Source organism: Kocuria palustris, assembly GCF_016907795.1.
GTDB classification, from domain to species: domain Bacteria; phylum Actinomycetota; class Actinomycetes; order Actinomycetales; family Micrococcaceae; genus Kocuria; species Kocuria palustris.
Window position 1 is genome coordinate 1,764,297 of sequence record NZ_JAFBCR010000001.1, and the last position, 20,648, is coordinate 1,784,944.

The 20,648-nt window shown below is 70.6% G+C and carries 19 protein-coding genes; 11 read left to right on the forward strand and 8 right to left on the reverse strand.

Translation table 11 applies throughout. The annotated features are described in order from the left end of the window. Positions 1–94 precede the first annotated feature (94 nt). The 3 genes from JOE55_RS07890 to JOE55_RS07900 all read left to right on the forward strand — a co-directional run bounded on the left by JOE55_RS07890 (position 95) and on the right by JOE55_RS07900 (position 4,211). Positions 95–715, forward strand: a complete 621-nt coding sequence (locus JOE55_RS07890) for a TetR/AcrR family transcriptional regulator (RefSeq protein ID WP_081749183.1) — start codon at positions 95–97, stop codon at positions 713–715. Next, positions 712–2,598, forward strand: coding sequence for an MDR family MFS transporter (locus tag JOE55_RS07895; protein WP_204782559.1), 1,887 nt, complete (start codon positions 712–714; stop codon positions 2,596–2,598). The genes JOE55_RS07890 and JOE55_RS07895 overlap by 4 nt, the downstream gene beginning before the upstream one ends. 155 nt (positions 2,599–2,753) lie before the next feature. Continuing rightward, on the forward strand, positions 2,754–4,211 hold the full coding sequence (locus JOE55_RS07900) for an aldehyde dehydrogenase family protein (protein ID WP_204782560.1): 1,458 nt from the start codon (positions 2,754–2,756) through the stop codon (positions 4,209–4,211). Between the two features lie 33 nt (positions 4,212–4,244). Here JOE55_RS07900 and JOE55_RS07905 read toward each other — a convergent pair whose 3' ends face one another. The 4 genes from JOE55_RS07905 to JOE55_RS07920 form a co-directional block, all read right to left on the reverse strand. Further along, entirely contained in the window at positions 4,245–5,084 is an 840-nt protein-coding gene (locus JOE55_RS07905) for a PhzF family phenazine biosynthesis protein (protein ID WP_204782561.1), read from the reverse strand. A 119-nt stretch (positions 5,085–5,203) separates the two neighbouring features. Beyond that, on the reverse strand, positions 5,204–6,385 hold the full coding sequence (locus JOE55_RS07910; RefSeq protein ID WP_204783244.1) for a benzoate/H(+) symporter BenE family transporter: 1,182 nt from the start codon (positions 6,383–6,385) through the stop codon (positions 5,204–5,206). A 31-nt stretch (positions 6,386–6,416) separates the two neighbouring features. Next, positions 6,417–6,653: a DUF6953 family protein gene (locus tag JOE55_RS07915; RefSeq protein WP_024289393.1), complete on the reverse strand. Its 237-nt coding sequence runs from the start codon at positions 6,651–6,653 to the stop codon at positions 6,417–6,419. Positions 6,654–6,663: 10 nt separating this feature from the next. Continuing rightward, on the reverse strand, positions 6,664–7,605 hold the full coding sequence (locus JOE55_RS07920; RefSeq protein ID WP_204782562.1) for a TOPRIM nucleotidyl transferase/hydrolase domain-containing protein: 942 nt from the start codon (positions 7,603–7,605) through the stop codon (positions 6,664–6,666). Positions 7,606–7,832: 227 nt separating this feature from the next. Between JOE55_RS07920 and JOE55_RS07925 the strand changes: the two genes are divergently transcribed. The 5 genes from JOE55_RS07925 to JOE55_RS07945 all read left to right on the forward strand — a co-directional run bounded on the left by JOE55_RS07925 (position 7,833) and on the right by JOE55_RS07945 (position 12,970). Next, entirely contained in the window at positions 7,833–8,783 is a 951-nt protein-coding gene (locus JOE55_RS07925) for an ABC transporter ATP-binding protein (protein ID WP_006214596.1), read from the forward strand. Further along, the gene (locus JOE55_RS07930; protein WP_204782563.1) at positions 8,780–10,063 is read left to right on the forward strand and encodes an ABC transporter permease; all 1,284 of its coding nucleotides are present in this window, start codon (positions 8,780–8,782) and stop codon (positions 10,061–10,063) included. The genes JOE55_RS07925 and JOE55_RS07930 overlap by 4 nt, the downstream gene beginning before the upstream one ends. 81 nt (positions 10,064–10,144) lie before the next feature. After that, a complete protein-coding gene (locus JOE55_RS07935; RefSeq protein ID WP_204782564.1) occupies positions 10,145–10,723 on the forward strand; it encodes a hypothetical protein in 579 nt (192 codons plus the stop codon). A gap of 191 nt (positions 10,724–10,914) precedes the next feature. After that, positions 10,915–11,511 carry a hypothetical protein gene (locus JOE55_RS07940; RefSeq protein ID WP_204782565.1) on the forward strand — a complete coding sequence of 199 codons (597 nt, stop codon included), beginning with the start codon at positions 10,915–10,917 and terminating at the stop codon, positions 11,509–11,511. A gap of 154 nt (positions 11,512–11,665) precedes the next feature. Further along, positions 11,666–12,970, forward strand: a complete 1,305-nt coding sequence (locus tag JOE55_RS07945; RefSeq protein WP_204782566.1) for a hypothetical protein — start codon at positions 11,666–11,668, stop codon at positions 12,968–12,970. Between the two features lie 21 nt (positions 12,971–12,991). Here JOE55_RS07945 and JOE55_RS07950 read toward each other — a convergent pair whose 3' ends face one another. Beyond that, the gene (locus tag JOE55_RS07950; RefSeq protein ID WP_204782567.1) at positions 12,992–14,383 is read right to left on the reverse strand and encodes a YhjD/YihY/BrkB family envelope integrity protein; all 1,392 of its coding nucleotides are present in this window, start codon (positions 14,381–14,383) and stop codon (positions 12,992–12,994) included. Between the two features lie 103 nt (positions 14,384–14,486). Here JOE55_RS07950 and JOE55_RS07955 point away from each other — a divergent pair, with 103 nt between their 5' ends. Next, complete coding sequence (locus JOE55_RS07955; protein ID WP_239546533.1) at positions 14,487–15,749, forward strand: phospholipase D-like domain-containing protein; 1,263 nt, start codon at positions 14,487–14,489, stop codon at positions 15,747–15,749. A gap of 105 nt (positions 15,750–15,854) precedes the next feature. Here the strand turns inward: JOE55_RS07955 and JOE55_RS07960 are convergent, their stop codons facing one another. Then, positions 15,855–16,190, reverse strand: a complete 336-nt coding sequence (locus tag JOE55_RS07960) for a hypothetical protein (protein WP_024289385.1) — start codon at positions 16,188–16,190, stop codon at positions 15,855–15,857. Between the two features lie 202 nt (positions 16,191–16,392). Continuing rightward, positions 16,393–16,599, reverse strand: a complete 207-nt coding sequence (locus JOE55_RS07965) for a cold-shock protein (protein WP_006214589.1) — start codon at positions 16,597–16,599, stop codon at positions 16,393–16,395. Between the two features lie 689 nt (positions 16,600–17,288). On the opposite strand from JOE55_RS07965, the gene JOE55_RS07970 reads away from it, so the two are divergent. Next, positions 17,289–17,978, forward strand: a complete 690-nt coding sequence (locus JOE55_RS07970) for a hypothetical protein (protein ID WP_204782568.1) — start codon at positions 17,289–17,291, stop codon at positions 17,976–17,978. A gap of 84 nt (positions 17,979–18,062) precedes the next feature. Then, a complete protein-coding gene (locus JOE55_RS07975; protein WP_204782569.1) occupies positions 18,063–18,809 on the forward strand; it encodes a hypothetical protein in 747 nt (248 codons plus the stop codon). Here JOE55_RS07975 and JOE55_RS07980 read toward each other — a convergent pair whose 3' ends face one another. Next, positions 18,810–20,393 (reverse strand): helicase HerA-like domain-containing protein, encoded by a 1,584-nt coding sequence (locus JOE55_RS07980; RefSeq protein ID WP_338125462.1) that lies wholly within the window; start codon positions 20,391–20,393, stop codon positions 18,810–18,812. Between the last annotated feature and the right edge of the window lie 255 nt (positions 20,394–20,648).

The following is a 20,648-nucleotide window of genomic DNA, read 5'->3' on the forward strand; positions in this document are numbered from 1 at the left end:
CGATGCGCGGATGCGTCGATTCGACGACCGCCGCGTGTCCATCATCACCCAAAGTGCAGTTGTGCAGAAATAGCGCGAGTGCAAAAATGCACTAGTGCAAGAAGAGAGTCTGAGAGAGCGCAAGAAGGCCCGGACGTGGCATGACATCCATGTCGCCGCCGCCGAGGCCGTTCTGGAGCGAGGTCTCCAGGCCGTGACGGTGGAGGACATCGCCGCGTCCGTGGGGATCTCCCAGCGCACGTTCTTCAACTACTTCCCCACCAAGGACCACGCGGTCATGGGGGTGCGCGAGCCCGCCATCCCGGACGGCGCCGCCGAGCGGCCACCTGAGGGCGCGAGCACGCTGCGCAGCGTCGTCGAGCTCTACATGCAGCTGCTGGCCTCCGCCATGCCCGCGAAGTCCGCGGACTTCCGAGTCCGCCTCATGCAGACCCACCCGGACCTCGGGCGGCTGCTCAAGGACACGATGCACGGCTGCGAGCACATGGTGCGCGACGTCGTGCACGGCTGGGCCGAGCAGGGTCTGGAGCCGCGGCTGCTGGGCCCCGGGCATGACCTCGACGAGCGCATCAGCATGCTCGTGCTCACGGCCGGTGCCGCCCTGCGCTTCGTGTTCTCCCGCCCGGACCGGGTTCCGGGCTCAGATCCTTCCCCGGAGGACCTCGACCACGCGGTCGACGTCCTCGTCAGTCTCATCAGAACGGACCACGCATGACCACGACACCCCCTTGGGGCGACTCCACGGAGCGTCCCTCCGACGAGCGCCAGCCCACGGGCGCGCTCACGGCCGTCGACTCGGCCAGCCTGGGCCTGCCCAGCTCCTCGCCGATGACCGGCCAGCTCACCGCCGTCCGCGGCTCTTCCGCCGCGCATGAGGCAGAGAGCGCGGACCGGGCGCAGGAGGCCGACCAGCCGCGCCCCCGCCTGATCCCGATCTTCATCGCGCTGATGCTCGCGATGCTGCTGGCCTCGCTGAACCAGACGGTGCTCTCCACCGCGCTGCCCACCATCGTGGGCGAGCTCGACGGCGTGCACCAGATGCAGTGGGTCATCACCGGCTACATCCTGGCCTCGACCGTGACCATGCCCTTCTACGGCAAGATGGGCGACCAGATCGGGCGCAAGCCCCTGCTCGTGGGCGCGATCCTGGTGTTCATGGCCGGCTCCGTCGTGGGCGGGCTGGCTCCCACCATCTGGTGGCTGATCGCCGCCCGCGTGGTCCAGGGCCTGGGCGGCGGCGGCCTGATCATCCTCTCCCAGACCGTGATCGCCGACATCGTCCCGGTGCGCGAGCGCGGCAAGTACATGGGCGTCATGGGCGGCGTCTTCGCGCTGTCGTCGGTGGTGGGGCCGCTGATCGGCGGCTGGATCACCGAGGGTCCGGGCTGGCGCTACGCCTTCTGGATGAGCGTCGCGCTCGGCGTGATCGCCCTGGCCGGCGTCGTCTTCTTCCTCAAGCTGCCCAAGCACCACGGCCGCGTCTCCGTGGACGTGTGGGGCATGCTGACCCTGGGCGTGGCGACCGTGGCCGTGATCCTGACGATCACCTGGGGCGGCAGCACCTACGACTGGGCCTCGGCGCAGATCTTCGGGCTGATCGCGATCGCCGTGGTGTTCACCGGGGTCTTCATCGTCATCGAGTCCCGCGTGGCCGAGCCGGTGATGCCGCTGTCCATGTTCCGCAGCCGCACGTTCCTGCTGGCCACGGCCTCCGGAATGATGATCTCCGTGGCCATGTTCGGCGCGATCGGCTACATGCCGACCTACCTGCAGATGGTCCACGGCGCCAGCGCGACCAGCTCGGGCCTGCTGATGACGCCCATGATGGCGGGCGTGCTGATCGCCTCGACCGGATCGGGAGCCCTGGTCTCGCGCTACGGCCGCTACAAGGCCTACCCGCTGGTCGGTGCGGTGCTCGTGGTCATCGCCCTGTACCTGCTCTCCCAGCTCACCGCTGAGGCCGCCGTGTGGCACGTGTGCCTGGCGCTGGGCGTCATGGGCGTGGGCCTGGGCCTGATCATCCAGATCCTGGTGCTCGCGGTGCAGAACGTGTTCCCCGGCTCGATGGTCGGCACGGCCACGTCGGGCAACAACTTCTTCCGCCAGGTCGGGGCCACGATCGGCTCGGGAGTGGTCGGCGTGATCTTCGCCGGTCGCCTGACCGACCTGATCGCCGAGCGGATGCCCGCCCAGGCCCAGGCGGCCATGCAGGGAAGCGGCTCGGACGCCTCCTCCGGGCTGACGCCCGAGCTGGTGGACTCGCTGCCGGCGCCGATCCAGGACGTGATCACCTCGTCCTACAACGACGCCCTCACGCCGATCTTCATGGTGATGATCCCGCTCGTGGTGCTCGCGCTGATCCTGATGGCCTTCATCCCGGAGACGCCGCTGGCCACCTCCATGAAGCGCGACGTCCGGTCCGAGGGCGGCCGCGCCGACGACGCCCGTGGCGAGGTCTCCGGCTCCGCTGCGCGCCCCGCCGCTGAGGGGTCCGACGTCGACCGGTCCGCTGCCGATCGCACCGCCGACGACGAGCGCCGCGACCCGGCGCCCGAGCCCCTGCCGGTGCTCGACCCCCAGGAGCAGCCCCGCCGCTGACCTGCGCAGCTCAGCCGCTCCCACAGCGCCCCGCCGACCATGGTCGGCGGGGCGCTGTCTCGTTAGGCTCGAGGGCATCGAGCGACGCGGATCACACCTGTTCCGCGCGCATCCCCGCGACGCCCGCTGCGGGCGCGCAGAAGGAGGACAGCCCTGTGACTCTTCTGGACACCTCGGCCTTCGACGGCCGCATCTTCACCGGCACGTGGGAGCAGGGCGAAGGCGAGCCGATCGTCGTGCGCAACCCGGCCGACAACGCCGAGCTGGCCACGATCGGCTCGGCCTCGGCGGAGCAGGTCCATCAGGCCGCCGCACGCGCAGTCTCGGCGCAGGAGAAGTGGATCGCGTTGAAGCCCTCCGAGCGCGCCTCGGTGCTGCGCCGCGCCGGCCAAGTCATCCAGGAGAACCACGACGAGCTCTCCGGCTGGGTCATCCGCGAGACCGGCGGCATCCCCGCCAAGACCGGGCTGGAGGTCGGCAACACGGCCGCCGAGTGCTTCGAGGCCGCCGCCCTGCCGAGCCACCCGCACGGCCAGTGGCTGCCCTCCGACGGCGCCCACTGGTCCTTCTCTCGCCGCCGCCCCTGCGGTGTGGTCACGGTCATCGCGCCGTTCAACTTCCCGCTGCTGCTGGCCATGCGCTCCGTCGCCCCGGCCCTGGCCGCGGGCAATGCCGTGCTGCTCAAGCCGGATCCTCGCACCTCGGTCATCGGCGGCTTCGCCCTGGCCCGGATCTTCGAGGAGGCCGGGCTGCCCGAGGGCGTCCTGCAGGTGCTGCCCGGCGGCGGAGACATCGGCGCCGCATGCGTGGAGGCCGAGGAGGTCCGCGTCATCTCGTTCACGGGCTCCACCGCCGCGGGCCGGAAGATCGGCGCCGTCGCCTCGGAGAAGCTCAAGCGCGTGCACCTGGAGCTCGGCGGCAACAACGTGGCGATCGTGCTGCCGGGGGCTGATGTGGACCTGGCCGCCTCTGCCGGGGCCACCGGCTCGTTCTTCCACCAGGGCCAGATCTGCATGAGCACCGGCCGGCACATCGTCCATCAGGACGTCCACGATGAGTACGTCGACCGGCTGGTCGCCCGGGCCGAGGCCCTGGCGGTTGGCGATCCCTCGACCGAGCAGGTCCACCTGGGCCCGATCATCGACGAGAAGCAGCTCAAGAACGTCGACTCGGTCGTCCAGGACTCCCTGACGGCCGGCGCCGTGGCGCGCACCGGCGCGGATCACGACGGCCTGTTCTACCGCCCGACCGTCCTCACCGACGTCACGCCGGACATGCCGGCCTGGTCGCAGGAGATCTTCGGCCCGGTCGCCCCGGTGCACCGGGTGGCCTCCGTGGACGAGGCCGTCGAGCTGGCCAATGCCTCCGAGTACGGACTGTCGGTCTCGATCATGGGCCCCGTGGGCGAGGCCATGAAGGTCGCCGATCGCATTCGCTCTGGCAAGGTGCACATCAATGAGATGACCGTGGCCGATGAGGCCAATGCGCCCTTCGGCGGTGTGGGCGATTCGGGCAACGGCAGCCGCTTCGGAGGTGCTGAGGCCAATCTCGAGGCCTTCACCGAGATCCAGTGGGTGACGGTCTCCCCGGACGAGATCCAGCACCCGTTCTGAGCCACGTGCCCGCTGCGCTGTCGGGCAGCGGGCTCAGGCCAGCAGGGTCCCCCCGCTGCGGGCGACGACGGCCCCGCCGACCCAGGTGCCGTCGTCGCCGGTGGTCACGCGCATCAGGGCGCTGTGGCCGACGGCGCGGCCCTGGGCCACCGTGAACGACGCCGGGGCGAGTCCGCGCGGCACGAGCCATGAGGCGAAGGCCGCCACGAGAGTCGCGGTGGCGCGCTGCTCGTCGATGCCGCGGGACGGGGCGAAGGAGCGCAGCTCGAAGTCGGCGGGGCTGCCATCGGCGTGCGGGCCCAGGACGCCGACCATGTGCTGGCCGAGCTGGTCGATGTCCGGCTCCATGGCCAGCACGGTCTCGGCGCTGTCCGCGAGCAGCCCCAGGAACCCGGTCCCGGAGTCCAGCCAGGCCGACCCCTGCACCTGATCGGGCTCCAGGCCGAGGACCTCGCAGATGATCTCGACGGTGAGCTCATCGGGTTCTCCGCGGTCGAACAGCGGAGGGGCCGTGAAGCTCAGGGTCTGGTCATCCTGCACCTGGACCGGGGTCAGCCCGATCTCGCTCTGCTGGACGAGGGTGCCGTCGCTCGCCGAGGAGCCTTCGCGGTCGAGCCAGGCCCGGGCGGCCGCGAGGGTGGACATGCCCGCGAAGCGCACCTCGGTCTTGGAACGGAACGCTCGTGTGCGGAAGTCTGCTCCGCTGTCGGTGGGGGAGAGCACGAAGACGGTCTCCTCGTGCGGCAGCCACTCGGCCAGGCCGTGGATCCGCTCCTCGGAGAGGCCGTCGGCCTCGAGCACGACGGCGATTGCGCTGCCCTCGAAGGGCTCGGTCGCGAAGACGTCGATGACGGCGTGGGGAAGGGCGCTCATGGCCACGAGCGTAGGGCGCGAAAGCCCCTGGATCGGTCGCAGAACAGGCTTTCGGAGCCCTTGCAGAATCAAGAGCGGACGGGTCGATGCGGACTCGTCCGCAGGACCCCGACGACCGTTCAGCCGGCTCGGTCGGAGTCGGGCGTCGGCACGGTGCGACCCCACCGCAGCACCCATCGCACGCTCAGCCCGGCGACCAGGGCCCAGAAGGCCGCGGACATCCCGGCCACGCTGACCCCGGAGGCGACGACGGCGAAGGTCACCGCGGCGGGCACGAGATCCTCGGTGCGCTCGAGCGCGGCCCTCAGGGAGGAGGCGAAGGTGCCGAGCAGGGCGAGTCCGGCCACCGCCGGGATGACGCCCTCCGGAGCCAGGCTCACCAGCGCCCCGAAGGCGCCTGCTCCCAATCCGATCAGCACGAGCAGGCAGCCGGAGGCCACGCTGGCGATCCAGCGCCGGGAGCGGTCCTCTCCGGCCTCGGGCCCGGCGGCCAGGGCCGCGCTGATGGCGGCCAGGTTCACGCCCGGGGCCCCGCCGGTGGCGCCCAGCAGCGAGCCGAGACCGGTCACGGTCATGCTGCGGCGCCACGGGATGCGATACCCGAGCCCCTGCATGACCGCGGCACCCGGCACGTTCTGCGAGGCCATCGTGACCAGGAACAGCGGGACGGCCAGCCCGAGCACCGCAGGCGCGCTGAGCTGAGGGGCCGTGAGGTGAAGGTGCGGCACGAACCCGGCCGGGTCGATGCTCTGCCCGGTGCGCAGCACGTGCACGGCCACCACGACCGCGGCCGCGGCGAAGGCCGAGGGCACGGCCCAGCGCGGGAACAGTCGGAGGCCCACGAGCCACACGAGGATCACGGGCAGGACGCCGGCGGGCTGGGCCACCGCTGCCTCGATGGGGCCCAGGCACAGCTGCAGCAGCACGCCAGCGAGCATGGCCTGGGCCACCGCCGGCGGGATGCGGGCGATGAGATCCCCGAGCGCCGGGATCAGGCCGGTGGCGACCACGAGCAGGCCGACCACCAGGAACGCTCCGACAGCGGCCGGCCATCCGCCCTCGACGGCCCCCGTGGAGGCCAGCAGGGCGGCTCCGGGCGTGGACCAGGCGATCGTGATCGGCTGCCGGGACCAGACGGCCAGCAGGATCGAGCCCAGGCCCATCAGCACGGTCACGACCATGAGGCCGCCGGCCGCCTGCGCGGGATCGGCCCCCACCGCGGACAGCCCGGCCAGGACCACCGCGAACGTGGAGGTGAAGGCCACCAGAGCCGAGGCGACTCCCGCCGAGGTCGGCTGCATCACCTCGGCGCGGGTCGCGCTCAGCGCGCGCTCACTTCTTGGGCGACCAGAAGCGGCGGTCGCGATCCCACTGCACGGTGCCGTCGTGGGCCTTGCGGAAGGCCTTCACGACCGACTGATCCAGGGCGGGGTGTCCGTGGGGGCTGGTGCGCACCCACTCCTGCCCGAACTTCTCCGGCACCAGGCGGACGGCATCGTCCTGGTCGAGCCGTCCCTCCGTGCGGATCGTCTCGAGCATCCAGTCTGCGATCTCCTCAGGCGTCGTCATGCGGGCAACCCTACGCGTCCTGCGGGCTCGCTCCGCGCTGCGATGGCGGGATGCCGGGCCGCGGCGGGCGGTCCGCCTCCAGGGCGGCGACCGCAGCGCAGATCCGGCGGAACGACGGCGGCAGATCCTCCATCCGCGCTGCGGCCGCGGCCTCCGCGAACCGCTCCGGGCGCTTGGCGGCCAGCGTGCCGCCGCGGGCCTGCAGGGCGGATACGAACGACGGCCACCGGGACAGCTCGTCCTCCAGATCCACCTCGAGCGCGGACCAGGACGGCCCCACGACGGTCGGCCCGCCGAATCCCCACCCGCCGACGGCGGGGTCGTCGCCGCGCCAGCGGGGATCCGCGGCTCGGGCGGCGGCCGTCGGGTCGATCGCGGCCGCCGCCGTCGAGTCCGGTGCTGCGGCGGACGACGACCGCAGTGACGCCACGAGCGCCTCCGTGGCCTGGCGCCGACTGCGCAGGATCCGGTGCCGAGCGGTCGAGGACCCCGAGACGGGACCGCCGTCGCCGTCGAAGAGCACGTGGTGCGGGATCCCCAGGGCCAGGTGGAAGTGGTGCAGGACGGCCAGGCGGGTCTTGCTGCCGGCCGGCTGCACCAGGGACAGGCGGTCGCCGCTGCGCCGCAGCACCTGCTCCAGCACGGCCTGATCCGTGGTGCCCTCGACCAGCAGGGTGCGCGGGGCGGCGAGCATCCGGCCGAGGTCGTGCTCGGGAACGACCCCGAGCTCGCGGGCGACGTGATTGCGCGCCCGGCCCATCGACCGAGCGAGCTCGTGCAGGCGCACCGTGCGGGGGCCGTCGCGGGTCAGGCGGACGACGGATTCGAGCTGGGACGGCGGGACGGGGGCCGCCTCGGCGGGAGAGGCGGCCACCGGCACCTCGAGCCGCTGCGCGTCCGAGGGCCGGTCGTGCGCCGACGGAGGACTCAGACGGGGGTCGCGGGATGCCACGCGGCCCAGGGTAGGCGTCCGCGCCGGGCACCGCGCGCCCCGCAGGACGCGCGGGCCTCCCCAGAAAGGATGAGCCGGGGCCCAGCAGGGCCCCGAGAGTTCACTCTCTGGCCTGATGCCGTCAGGTGCGCATGTTTGGGAGGATGGCGCACAGCTGATGCGGAAGGCACCACCGGATTCGAGTCCGGCTGCCGCGACGCACAACCCCCTACACAGGAGGCACCACGATGGAACCCCCGGTCCTGGAGACCGAGAACCTGGTCAAGGTCTACGGCAAGGGCGAGACGCGCTTCGACGCGCTGAAGGGACTCACGCTGGAGATCCACCGCGGCGAGTCCGTGGCCGTGGTCGGCAAGTCGGGCTCCGGCAAGTCCACCCTCATGCACCTCATGGCGCTGCTCGATCGGCCCAGCCAGGGGGTCGTGGCGCTGGACGGCAGCCCCGTCTCCGAGCTGAGCACCAAGGAGATCAACCGTCTGCGCAACGAGCGCTTCGGCTTCGTCTTCCAGCAGTTCTTCCTCAACGCGAACCAGACGGTGCTCGAGAACGTCGTCCTGCCGCTGAAGATCGCCGGTGTGGGCAAATCCGAGCGCAACCGCAAGGGCATGGAGGCCCTCGAGCGCCTGGGCATGGCCGACAAGGCCGCGAACAAGGCCACGAACCTCTCCGGCGGGCAGAAGCAGCGCGCGTGCATCGCCCGAGCGCTGGTCACGGAGCCGTCGGTGATCTTCGCCGACGAGCCCACCGGCAACCTGGACAGCCGTACCTCCGAGGTCGTCGAGGACATCCTCTTCGGCCTGCAGCGCGAGCAGGGCATCACGCTGGTCATCGTCACCCACGACGACGACCTCGCCGCCCGCTGCGACCGCCGGATCAACCTGGTCGACGGCGAGATCACCTCCGTCCAGGACCACGACGACTCCGTGAGCACGGATTCCCCGGCGCAGCCGGCCGCTCCGGGCCGGGGCGCAGCTGCCGAGCAGCCCGCCCCGGCCCCGTCGGCCGCAGCTCAGGACACAGCGGCGGCCGGACCGTGGGCGCAGATCCCCGACGGAGACGGAGCCCACCGCGGGGAGCCGCAGCCGCAGGCCGATGCGGCCAAGGCCCAGGCCGAGCAGACCAAGCACGCTGACAAGGGCGGCCTGCGCCGTCTCTTCTCGAAGGGAGACCGTCGATGAAGTCCACCGACATCGTCGCCACCGCAGCGGGCAACACGCTGCGCTCCAAGGCCAGGACGCTGCTGACCGTCGTCGCGATCTTCATCGGCGCCTTCACCCTCACCCTGACCTCCGGTCTGGGCGTGGGCATCAACAAGTACATCGACACCCTGCTGCAGGGATTCGGCAGCGAGGACCAGATCTACGTCATGAAGACGGCGGATCAGGCCTCCGGCACCTCGCAGGAGGGCCCGCAGGAGTACGACCCCGAGGCGGCGCAGGCCTCGAGCATGTTCGGCGGCTCGGAGATGCTCACCGAGAAGGACATCGAGAAGGTCGAGGGCATCGACGGCGTGGAGTCCGTGGAGCCGGTGGTCTTCGTGCAGCCGTCGTTCCTGGAGGCCGAGGACGGCTCCCAGTACCAGCTAACCATGGGCTTCCCCACGGATGTGGAGGCCTACTCGTACATGGCCGGTGAGGCTCCCGCCTCCGACGCCGACGAGATCACGATCCCGCAGTCGTGGGTCGAGCCCCTGGGCTACGACTCGGACGACGACGCCGTGGGCGGAACCGTCCAGATCGGGCTGTCGAACGCCGTGGGCGAGGAGAAGACCTTCGAGGCCGAGATCACCGGCGTGACCGAGGAGCTCGCCTCCGGCCAGGGCGGATCCCCGACCCCGTCGGATCAGCTGAACCAGAAGCTGTACGACTACCAGACCTCCGGCATGGTCGAGGAGCAGCCTGAGGGCTACATCCAGGCCGTGGCCAGCGTCCCGGACACCGGGCAGCAGGGGGCCGTGAAGTCCGCCCTGATGGACGAGAACATGATCGGCATGACGGTCGAGGACCAGATCGGCGCGCTCAAGGGCATCATCAACGCGGTGACCTGGGTGCTCAACGGCTTCGCGCTGATCGCGCTGCTGGCCGCCAGCTTCGGCATCGTGAACACGCTGCTGATGTCCGTGCAGGAGCGCACCCGGGAGATCGGCCTGATGAAGGCCATGGGCATGTCCGGCGGCAAGATCTTCGGCCTGTTCTCCGCCGAGGCCGTGCTGATCGGCGTCTTCGGCTCCGTGGCCGGCGTGATCGGCGGCGTGGCCGTCGGCTCGATCGCCAACGCGGTGCTCACCGGCGAGGGCGGCGCTCTGGCCGAGGTCTCCGGGCTGTCGCTCTACGCGATCGCCCCGCTGCAGCTGCTGGTCATCGTCCTGGTGATCATGCTGATCGCCTTCCTGGCAGGCACCCTCCCGGCGGCCCGCGCCGCCAAGAAGGACCCGATCGAGGCGCTGCGCTACGAGTGACGACGCCGGCGGCCGGGCTCCCCGCTCGGCCGCCGGCTCCTGGTTCCCATCCGAGAAGTCCGCACCACAAGGAGAGATGTCATGACGAACACCCCTCAGAACGCTCCGGGCCCCGACTACGGCCAGGGGAACAAGTACGGCACCGCTGCCTACAGCCCCCAGCAGTCCTTCGACCAGGGCAAGCCCGCGAAGGTCGGCACCCTTCGCCAAGTCGCGATCGGCCTGCTCATCCTCTCGGTCATCAGCTCCGTCTTCAGCATGATCCTGAGCCGGACGCAGGCTTTCCAGAACGACATGATCGAGTACTTCAAGGGCGTCGGCCTGTCTGCGGAACAGGCGGAGCAGTCGGTGCAGGGCGGATTCGTGGGCCCGCTGCTGGGCCTGGTGGTCACCGTCGCGCTGTATGTCGTGGTGATCGCCGGTCTGTCCAAGGAGAAGAACTGGGCGCGCATCCTCGGCATCGTGCTCGCGATCCTGTCGATCGTCGGCATGATCGGGGCGTTCGGCATCGGGGCCGTGACGGGCGTTCCGCTGATGGCCGGGGGCGCTCTGGGTGCTGTTTCGCTGGTGCTCACCGTGGTCCAGCTGGCCCTGACGATCTACTGGCTCGTGCTGGCCTTCAACGGCCGCGTGGCCGAGTGGTTCAAGAGCGCGCGCTGAGCCGAGGCTCGCGACCCGCAGCGCGAGCGATCCCCCGCTCCCTCGACGGCCTCCGGGCCGTCCCGGGAGCGGGGGATCGCTCGTCTCAGTAGGGTGGGCGCACAGCGGGGGACCGCGCAGAAGCGAGCGGGTCGGAGGCGCTTCGGTCCCTGCTCCCGACGCCGGATGTCCGCACCACCAGGAGAGATGCCATGACGAACACCCCTCAGTACGGCCAGGGCTATGAGCAGGGTCGGGACGGCAGCAGATACGGCACGGCCGCCTACAGCCCTCAGCAGTCCTTCGACCGGCCCGAGCCCGAGAAGGTCGACACCCTGCGCAAGGTCGCCGTCCTCTCGCTGATCCTCGCGGTGATCGGGTCGCTGCTCGGGATCCTGATCGCGCAGACCGCGGCGTTCCAGCAGGACATGATCGACTACTACAGGAGCATGGGCCTGTCCGCGGAGCTGGCCGAGGAGTCCTCCGCGGGCGGGGTCGCCAGCATCGTCGGCGGGATCGTCGGCCTGCTGATCACGGTCGCGCTCTACCTCGTGGTGATCATCGGCCTGTTCAAGAGCCAGAACTGGGCCCGCATCCTGGGCATCGTGCTCGTGATCATCTCGATCGTGCTCTCGCTGGGCGGCACCGGCATCGGCATCATCCTGGGGGTCCCGCTGACAGCCGGCGGTGCGCTGGGGATCGTCGCGCTCCTGCTGAGCATCGTCCAGCTGGCAGTGGACGTCTACTGGCTGGTGCTGGCCTTCAACCGCAGCGTGGCCCGGTGGTTCAGCGGCGATCAGCTCAGCTGAGTGCGCGGCTCGCGCGAGGCGCCCCCTGCCGCCGCGCGGCCTTTTCTGCGTCAAGTGAAGCGGGTCAGCACCGGTCTCAGTAGGCTTGCGCCAGAGCCGGGGCGCGGCACGTGCCGTCGCCGGGACCACCCACCACACGATCAAGGAGCATGACGTGTCGCAGAACCCCCACGACGACGCCCGCCCCGAGGGCGAGCAGCCCCGGTACGAGGCCCCCAGCTACCAGGCGCCGCAGTACGGCACCCCGGCGGAGCAGACCCCGTCCGACTCCGAGGCCGTGCGCACTTCGGATGCGGCCGACGAGTCCGCGCAGAGCGCGGATTCCGCCGCGCAGCAGGGCGGCTACAGCGCGCCCGCCTACGGCTCGCAGCAGCCGGCAGCGGACCAGGCCGGCGCAGCGGGCGCACAGCGCTCCGGCTCCACGGCGGCTCCGGCCTCGGGTGAGGGCGCAGCGCCGTCGTACTCGCAGCCGACCTACGACGCCACCGGCCAGGGCGCCTCCGCGCAGGAGCAGCCATCGTACGGTGCTGCGAACCAGGATCAGCCCTCCTACTCCGCTCAGGACCAGCAGGGCTACGGCCAGCCCGGCGCGCAGCAGGCGCCGTCCTACGGACAGGCAGCTGAGCAGACGTCGTACGGCCAGTCCTCGGCCCCCTCCTACGGTTCGCAGTCCCCGGCCTACGGCGACCAGCAGCCGTCGTCGCCGTACGGGCAGCAGCCGTCCTACGGCTCGGGCCAGTCGTCGAACGAGCACGCGTCCTACGGGTCGGGCCAGCCGTCCTACGGCTCCGGCGCGCCGGCCAGCCCCTACGGCGAGCAGCCGTCGGCTCCGCAGTACGGCGGTGGGCAGCAGTCCGCGGCCCCCCAGTACGGGGGCCAGCAGTACGGCGGGCAGTCCGGCAGCCAGGCACCGCAGTACCAGCCGTCCGGCGGAGGCGGCCAGTCGCCGCAGTACCAGCCCGCCGCCGGCGGGAACCAGTGGAGCGGGAACGCCGCAGCCGGCGGTGCCGCCACGGGCGGGGCGTTCGCCAACCTCGGCCGACTGCGCACCCTGCTCTTCGCCTCGGCGGGCCTGTACCTGCTGCTGGGCATCGTCCAGGTGCTCGGGCGCACCACCATGGCCTACGCGCGCTCGCTGCAGGATGCTGAGGAGATGTTCGGCATCGCCGCGCCCACCGAGGGCGGATGGGCTATCCAGCCCGGCAACATCATCAGCTGGATCGTCGCCGCGATCCTCTACGCCGTGGTGCTGGTCCTGCTGACCCGCAAGCCGGGTGCCGGTCGCATCATGGGCATCATCCTGGCGATCCTGGGCTCCATCGGCGCCCTGTTCGCCTTCATCTCGGCCTTCGCCTACGGCTGGGTCGCCGTCCTGGTGATCCTTGTGGGCATCGCGTTCATCGCCGTGAACGTCATGTGGATCATCCAGGCGATCAAGGCCAAGCCGGCCGCCCGCTGATCGTCCTCGGCTGAGCGGCGCTCAGCCCCGACGTCCCGGTCCCTGCCCCTCGGCAGCGGCCGGGGCGTCGTCGTCTGCCGGTCGAGCCTCCGAGACGGACACCTCGGGTGACGACTCCGCTGCGGTGTTGGATTCAGCACCGCGACGTCGTCGCTCGAGCTGGTGCTGCAGCGCCCCCACAGCGGTGGAGCCGCCGCGGTGCACGGCCCGGCCGGTGGCCGATCGCAGCTCTGCCCAGCTGTGGACCAGGGCCACGCGGAAGGCCTGGGCCGAGGAGTCCTCGGCCTCGGCGGAGGCCTCCCTGGCGCGCTCTTCATCGGCGGCCTCCCGCAGCCGCTCCTGCATGGCCGGGGTGCCGGTGACCGCGAAGGCGCTGTCCGCCTCGGTGAGCCACAGCGACCGGGGCAGCCGCCGCGGCAGATCGTCCAGGGCGCTGTCGGCCACGATCCGCCCGAGCTTGCCAGCCATCCGGCGGTCCTCGCGCAGGAAGTCCAGGGTCCAGCGGTTGCGGGGGCGCAGGTCGATGCGATCCCAGGCGCGCAGCCCGATCGCCAGCTGGCGGGCGCGCAGCAGCTCTGCATCCAGGGCGGCCCCGGCGATCAGCACGATGCTTGCGAACCAGGCGAGCACGAGCAGGATCGTCACGCCGTTGAGGGTGCCCAGCAGCGCGTCCACGGTTCCGGCCAGCGAGCTCAGCCAGCCCAGCAGCACGGCCATCGCGAACAGGGCGCCCACGCTCACCAGCGACCCGGCGCTCATGATCCCGAACCGCGGCAGCTCCACGTTGGGGCCCATGTGGTAGGCGACGTTGACGTAGACCACGAGCACGAACAGCAGCAGCGGCCAGCGCAGGAGGTTCCAGGCGGCCACCACGGTCTCGTCGAAGCCCAGCGCCTGGCCGAGCGCCGCCGCCATGTCCCCGCCGACCGTGATCAGCAGAGCCGCGGCCGCCACGGCCACCAGCAGCGCGATGGTCTCGAAGAACACGATCGTGCGGAACGGCAGGAACTGCCGGCCTTCGCGGGTGTCGTAGATGCGGTGCATGGAGCGGTGGAAGGCCGCCACGGAGTTCGACGCCGCGATCAGCGTGCCGATGAATCCCAGGACGGCTCCGGCCACGGTGCCGCCATCGGGGTTCAGGGAGTGCAGCGCGTCGGTCAGGGCGCCGGGGTCCACGGGCGGGAAGAGCACGCTCACCAGGTCGACGATTCCGCGCAGCACGGACTCCTCGAGTCCCAGCAGATTGATGATCGAGACCAGCGAGATCAGCAGCGGGGCGATCGACAGCAGCAGGAAGAACGTCATGGACGCCGCCTGGTCCCACACCTGGATGTAGATGAGCTTCATGACCGCTCGCCGGATGACGTGCAGCACCGTGAGGCGGGGCTGCTGGAGGGTCACGGAACGGGTCACGCTGGCGGTTCCCTAGGGCTCGAGTGCCCACTCACAAGGGGCGGGGAGGACGGGGGCCATCCTCCCACGATCCTCGCAGCGCGGCTCGCGTAGGCTCTGGACCATGCTCCGACGAATCCCCCAGCCGCTGCGACGAGCCATCACCACGACTGCCACTCGAGCTGCCGTCGGCGTGGTGGGCGTCCAGTTCACCACCATCGCGACCCTGGTCGGCTACGACGCCGTGAAGAAGCGCGGTCGCAAGACCCGCTCCGGCTTCCCCAAGCCTGGGCACTACGCCGCCGACGTCGCCGGCTCGGACATGGACGTCTTCACCTTCGGCGCGGAGCTCTACGACGACATGATCGCCGCGATCGATGCCGCCGAGCGCACGGTGTATCTGGAGACCTACCTCTGGAAGAGCGATGACTACGGCAAGCGTTTCCTGGATGCCCTCAACCGCGCAGGCGCTCGCGGTGTGGACGTGAAGGTGATGTACGACGGCGTCGGCAACATGGTCGTGGACCCGCGGTTCTACCGGTTCGGACCGGGAGTCGAGCACTACCGCTTCCCCGTGGTGCGCCCGCAGCTGCTCGTGACCCCCCTGCGCTCCAGCGGCCTCACCCACCGCAAGCTGCTCATCGTGGACGACGAGTACTCGTACGTCGGCGGCTACAACCTGGGCTCCACGTACGCCACCGAGTGGCGGGACACCCACCTCAAGATCAGCGGCGCGGACTCGTGGCTGCTGCGTCAGGCGTTCGTGTCCTCCTGGAACTCGATCGCGGTGCGGCGCGGGGGCTGCGAGCCCATCGCCCGTCTTGATCCGGTGGAGTGGGAGTCCCGGATCCGGGTGCTGACCAACATGCCCGTGCGCCGCGTCTACCCCATCCGCAACATGTACCTGCAGGCCATCGACCAGGCGGCCAAGTCCATCTACATCTCCACGGCCTACTTCATCCCGGACCAGCAGATCCTCGATGCCCTGATCCGCGCCCGGAACCGCGGCGTGGACGTCCGTCTGATGTTCCCCATGGACTCGAATCACGTCCTGGCCGACTGGGCCTCGCGCGGGTTCTACGCGCAGCTGCTGCGCGAGGACATCACCGTCCTGCTCTATAAGGACGCCATGATCCACGCCAAGACCGCCACCATCGACGGCGTCTGGTCCACGATCGGCACCGCGAACATCGATCGCCTGTCCCTGAGCTTCAACTACGAGGTCAACATCGAGATCGTCGACCACGACCTCGCGGCCGTGATGGAGCGGATCTTCGAGTTCGACAGCGAGAACTGCTGGCGGATCACCAAGCAGGAGTGGGACGAGCGTCATCCGCTGGCCTGGATGGGGGAGTGGGCGCTGGCTCCCCTGCGACCGCTGCTCTGAGATCTGCCTGAGCCTGCGGGCTGGAGGGGGCGGGGACGACGAAGGGGGCGCCGGCATCTGCCGGCGCCCCCTTCGGGCGCTGCTGCGAGCAGCGCGTCTGCGGCCTCAGTCCTCGTCGGCGCGGTGGACGTACCAGGCAGCCACGAGCCCGCCGATGATCACGATGCCCGAGACGGCCAGGCCGAAGCGGTCGTCGTCGTACCAGGGGCTGCGGCCGGCACGGCGGCGCCCGCCGCGGCGGTCGGCGGAGCCTGCGTCGGAGCGGTCATCGCCCAGGGAGCCGCGGGCTGCGGCATTCGGATCCGAGATCGCGGGCTGGCCGTGCTCGGCCGCGAAGGCGTCGGCAGTGGTGCCGGCGTGCTGAGCGGCGATGGCCGTGGGGGTGCCGGCTGCGGGGGTCTCGTGGAACTCGCCGTGTCCGGGGATGGAGTTGTGCGGCACGTGGGACTCCTCTGTGCTCGTGGGGCTGACGTGTGGGCCGGGGCGTCGCCGCCCGGCTTCTGGACCCAGCGTATCCCGCGTCACCCGGCTTGCGGCTGGTCCGGCCGCGGGACGCGGCCGTCGAGCGCGCAGTGCGCGATCCGGGAATGCTGAAGGCGCCCGGTGCGATCGCACCGGGCGCCTTCAGCGAAGTATCAGGTGATCAGTTGATCACGGTGATGTTCGCGGCCTGGAGGCCCTTGGGGCCCTCCTGGACCTCGAACTCCACGCGCTGGTTCTCCTCGAGCGAACGGTAGCCGTTGCCGTTGATGGCGGAGAAGTGAGCGAAGACGTCCTGCTGGGAGTCATCGGGGCTGATGAAGCCGAAGCCCTTGTCGGCGTTGAACCACTTGACGGTGCCGGTCTGCATTGTTCTGGTCGATCCTTCCGGAACGGTGGCGAAGCACCGACTCTCGGTGCTCGCGTGCCGTCGTGCTCCACATGACTACATCCGAGTGGACTACGTCGACCGCTGGGTGCGCGGCAGTGGTCCCGTCAAAAGCGGGGGTCGTACGACAACTAGTATCGACGGTACACGAGTCGGACACGGTGCGGAGGGCCGAGGGCAAGAATTCACCTCCGATTCGGCGATAAGGCCGTGCCGCCGATCACATCGGGGCCGAATGCGGTGTTCAGGCAATCCCCAGTGCTTCCCCCGCCGGGGTGCAAGTCGAGTCCAGGACTGCTTCAGGTGCGCGGTGTTGAGTAGTCATCACCTCGGCAACGAGGGCAGCGGCGTCGACTGGAGGGTTCGCGCCGCTGGAGCTTCCCGCACCGGGAGGACGGTGGTGGTGCGTCGTCCATCTGGAGCGAATCGGTGCGGGAGGGGGACAGACAGAGAGCCGTTCGACGCCAGAGCCTGGCGCCGAGCGGCTCTCTTCTCATCTGGGCTCCATTGGGCGGACACAGAATGCAGAGATCGTCTGTCGCCATTAGCGGGGACGGCCTTCGAGGGCTCCGGGCAGCCTGTTGCAGCGGCCGGTGGATACCCTGACTGGACCCCTCCGGGAGCTGCCGCAGCCGGCGGCCCCATCGTCCCAGACCCGAAGGCCCCGGCCCATGACTCCCGGTCAGCGGGCAGATGACCTCTACCTCACCGACAGTCCCACCGCCTGGCGAGTGAGCATCCGCGTGCTCGATCAGCAGGGGCAGCCGGCGCACGTGGAGTCCGCCACGATCGAGCGCTCCCGAGCCGGGATCGCCCGGATCTTCGCCGCAGCCTTCGACGCCGTGGTCCATGCACAGCAGGCCGAGCGCACGGTCAGGCGCCTGCGCCTGCAGGTCGAGCACAGGGAGCTGGGGCCCGGCAGCATCGGCCTGTGGTTCGATGCCCTCGACGAGCGCAGCCGGTTCTCCCGCCTGCTCACCCATGCCTCGGTGTGGGTCGAGACCGTCGGCACGCTGCTCGGCAGCGCGTCGAAGGAGCTGATCGCGGTTCTGCGGGGTCAGGTCATGCAGCTCGATGCCCCGGCAGATCAGGTGCTGGTGCGGCCGATCCCCGGGCCAGGTGGGCCGAGATCGCGCATCGAGCTCTCCGTGCCCGGCGCCGCGCCGTCGCGGATGTGCTCCGATGTCTGGGAGTGGATCTACAGCGACGAAGGCGAGAGGGCTCGGCGTGACCTGGTGGCTGCCATCGCTGCTCCGGGGGTCGCGAAGATGGACATCATCTTCTACGAGGGCCAGGAGTCCGAGCACGTGCTGCAGCTGAGCAGCTTACAGAGACTGCGGGACTTCGCGGCAGGACGGTAGGGGGACATGGCAGGAGCAGCGGGGGGCAGTCCGGTGACAAGGTCGGGGCGGCAAGCGGTGCTGGCGCTCACGGGGGCGGCCGCGATGATGCTGAGCGGATGCTCGGCGGGCAGCAGCTCGCCGTCGGGCGGGCAGGGCGCGCAGTGCTCGTCGCCCGCAGCCATGGACGTCCAGGTCACGGCCGGTTCGGACAGCGATCAGCTCACGATCACGACCGCTGGCATCGGGGGCTCGGCGCTGCGCACCGAGCCCTCCGACGAGGCGCAGGACGCGCCCGACGGCGACATCCCTCTCCGCGAGCTGCCGCCTGGCGTGCATGTGCGCATCGCCGATCTGGACGACGGCGAGATCGTGCGCACCGAGGTGCTCACCGGCGGGATCGCGCACACCGAGGCTCTCGAGGAGGGCGAGTACGCGGTCGGACTGGTGTCCGTGGACTCCTCCGGCCGCATCTCCGGGCTGGCGAGCTCGCGGGTCGTCGTCGGCGAGAGCGGCGGCGTGATCAGCGATCCGGCGCTCGATCAGTCGAGAGGGCTGTCTCTCGAGGAGCTCGAGATCGATGAGGGCAGCGCGGTGGCAGTGCTCGCCGAGCAGGAGGGTGCACCGGGCCCGGAGCAGTGGTGGCTCGAAGGCCCGGGGCAGCAGGGCAGCGGACGGGTCGACGACGACGGCAGAGCCCGCCTGGGCGGGGTCGCCGACGGCACTCACACGCTGATCCTGCTCGAGGAGGATGCGGACGCCCCGGGCATCGCCCAGCGAGCCGCCAGCTGCCGGTTCGGCGTGAGCGACGGAGAGCTCACGACGCCCGGGCAGGCCGACGGCTCCTCCTGATCAGCGGCGCCGCCGCGCGGTGCCGAACAGCGTGCGCGTGATCTCCCGGCCCAGGACGGTGCCGGCCGAGCGCATCATCGAGCGGACGGCGGGGTTGTCCAGGAAGCCGCCGCCGCCGTCGCCGCGGTCGTGACGGTCATCGTCGCGGCGCTCCGTCTGCGGCGTCGCCTCGCGGGCGGGACGGTCGTCGTCCTGAGACGAAGGCGCCTCCTGGTCCTGGCCCTTCTGCAGGCGGGCCGTGAGGATCTCGTAGGCGGACTCGCGGTCCACGGCCTCCGAGTACTTCGGCGCAAGCTGCGAGGACGAGATCACCGAGTCGAAGACCTGCCCCGGGGCGGTGGCCATGAGGCTGCGAGGCGTGCGGATCCGGGTCCAGGCCACGGGGGTGGGCGCGCCGGTCTCGGAGAGCACGGTCACGATCGCTTCGCCGGTGCCCAGCTGGGTCAGCAGCTCCTCGAGGTCGTACTCGGACTTGGGGTAGGTGCGAGCCGTGGCCTTGAGGGCCTTGGCGTCGTCCGGGGTGAACGCGCGCAGCGCGTGCTGGACGCGGTTGCCGAGCTGGCCGAGGACGTCGCCGGGCACATCCTTGGGGGTCTGGGTCACGAAGAAGATGCCCACGCCCTTCGAGCGGATCAGGCGCACCGTCTGCTCGATCGCGCTCAGGAATGCCTTGGAGGCGTTGTCGAAGAGCAGGTGGGCCTCGTCGAGGAAGAACACCAGCTCCGGCTTCTCGGGATCGCCGAGCTCCGGCAGGTCCTGGAAGAGGTCCGCCAGCAGCCACATCAGGAACGTGGAGAACAGCTCGGGGCGGCTGGCCACCCCCGGCAGCTCGAGGCAGGAGATGATGCCGCGGCCGTCCTCTGCCTTGCGCAGCAGGTCGCGGGTGTCGAACTCGGGCTCGCCGAAGAAGACCTCCGCGCCGCCGTTGGCGAACGTGGTCAGCTGGCGCAGGATCACACCGGCGGTCTGCTTGGAGACGCCGCCGATGCCGTCCAGCTCGTCCTTCCCCTCCTCCGAGGTGAGGAACATGATGACCTCGCGCAGGTCCTTGAGGTCCAGCAGCGCCAGACCGGCCTGGTCGGCGTAGTGGAAGATCAGCCCCAAGGCGGACTCCTGGGTGCCGTTGAGACCCAGGACCTTGGACAGCAGGACCGGGCCAAACGACGTCACCGTGGTGCGGATCGGAACGCCCCTGCCCTCGCCGCCAAGGGCCAGGAACTCGACCGGGGAGGCCGTGGGAGTCCACTCCTGGCCGATGCTGCGGGCGCGCTCCGTGATCTTGTCGCTGGGCTGGCCCTCCGCCGCCAGCCCGGAGAGATCGCCCTTCATGTCCGAGAGGAAGACTGGGACCCCGGCTTCCGAGAGCTGCTCCGCCATGGCCTGCAGGGTCTTGGTCTTGCCCGTGCCGGTGGCTCCCGCGATCAGCCCGTGGCGGTTCATGGAACCCAGGGGCAGGCCGACCTGCGCGTCCGGGACCGGGGTGCCGCCGGAGACCGCGGCCCCCAGGTTCAGGGCTGGTCCGGAGAAGGCGTAGCCGGAGCGGACGGCGTCGAGCTGGGCATCGTCATGCGTCTGATCAGTCACGGCGCCGAGCCTACACACGAGTGCTTTCCGACGGCAGGGCTGTGCACCGTCCGGCGCGCGCGCTCAGGGCGAGTCCGACGGCCAGGGCGAGGGCGGCGAGGGGCCGACGACGTCCGGGGGAGGTGAGGGAGGACATGCGCCTATCCTGCCGCCCGATCACCCCTGATGCCGCACTCGAGCACGGACATGACGACCGAGCACGTCACGCTCGCGAAGGGGTGGTGCGGCCGTCGGCGAACACCCTTCATCGCGGCG

Bases quoted from the DNA above. Each gene is read 5' to 3' on its own strand.
- JOE55_RS07965 (WP_006214589.1), bottom strand. From the start codon at position 16,599: ATGCAGACCGGCACCGTCAAGTGGTTCAACGCCGACAAGGGCTTCGGC.
- JOE55_RS07910 (WP_204783244.1), bottom strand. From the start codon at position 6,385: ATGCAGCCGACCTCGGCGGGAGTCGCCTCGGCTCTGGTGGCCTTCACC.
- JOE55_RS07915 (WP_024289393.1), bottom strand. From the start codon at position 6,653: ATGACGACGCCTGAGGAGATCGCAGACTGGATGCTCGAGACGATCCGC.
- JOE55_RS07940 (WP_204782565.1), top strand. From the start codon at position 10,915: ATGACGAACACCCCTCAGTACGGCCAGGGCTATGAGCAGGGTCGGGAC.
- JOE55_RS07930 (WP_204782563.1), top strand. From the start codon at position 8,780: ATGAAGTCCACCGACATCGTCGCCACCGCAGCGGGCAACACGCTGCGC.
- JOE55_RS07895 (WP_204782559.1), top strand. From the start codon at position 712: ATGACCACGACACCCCCTTGGGGCGACTCCACGGAGCGTCCCTCCGAC.
- JOE55_RS07935 (WP_204782564.1), top strand. From the start codon at position 10,145: ATGACGAACACCCCTCAGAACGCTCCGGGCCCCGACTACGGCCAGGGG.
- JOE55_RS07925 (WP_006214596.1), top strand. From the start codon at position 7,833: ATGGAACCCCCGGTCCTGGAGACCGAGAACCTGGTCAAGGTCTACGGC.
- JOE55_RS07975 (WP_204782569.1), top strand. From the start codon at position 18,063: ATGATGCTGAGCGGATGCTCGGCGGGCAGCAGCTCGCCGTCGGGCGGG.
- JOE55_RS07905 (WP_204782561.1), bottom strand. From the start codon at position 5,084: ATGAGCGCCCTTCCCCACGCCGTCATCGACGTCTTCGCGACCGAGCCC.
- JOE55_RS07970 (WP_204782568.1), top strand. From the start codon at position 17,289: ATGACTCCCGGTCAGCGGGCAGATGACCTCTACCTCACCGACAGTCCC.
- JOE55_RS07955 (WP_239546533.1), top strand. From the start codon at position 14,487: ATGCTCCGACGAATCCCCCAGCCGCTGCGACGAGCCATCACCACGACT.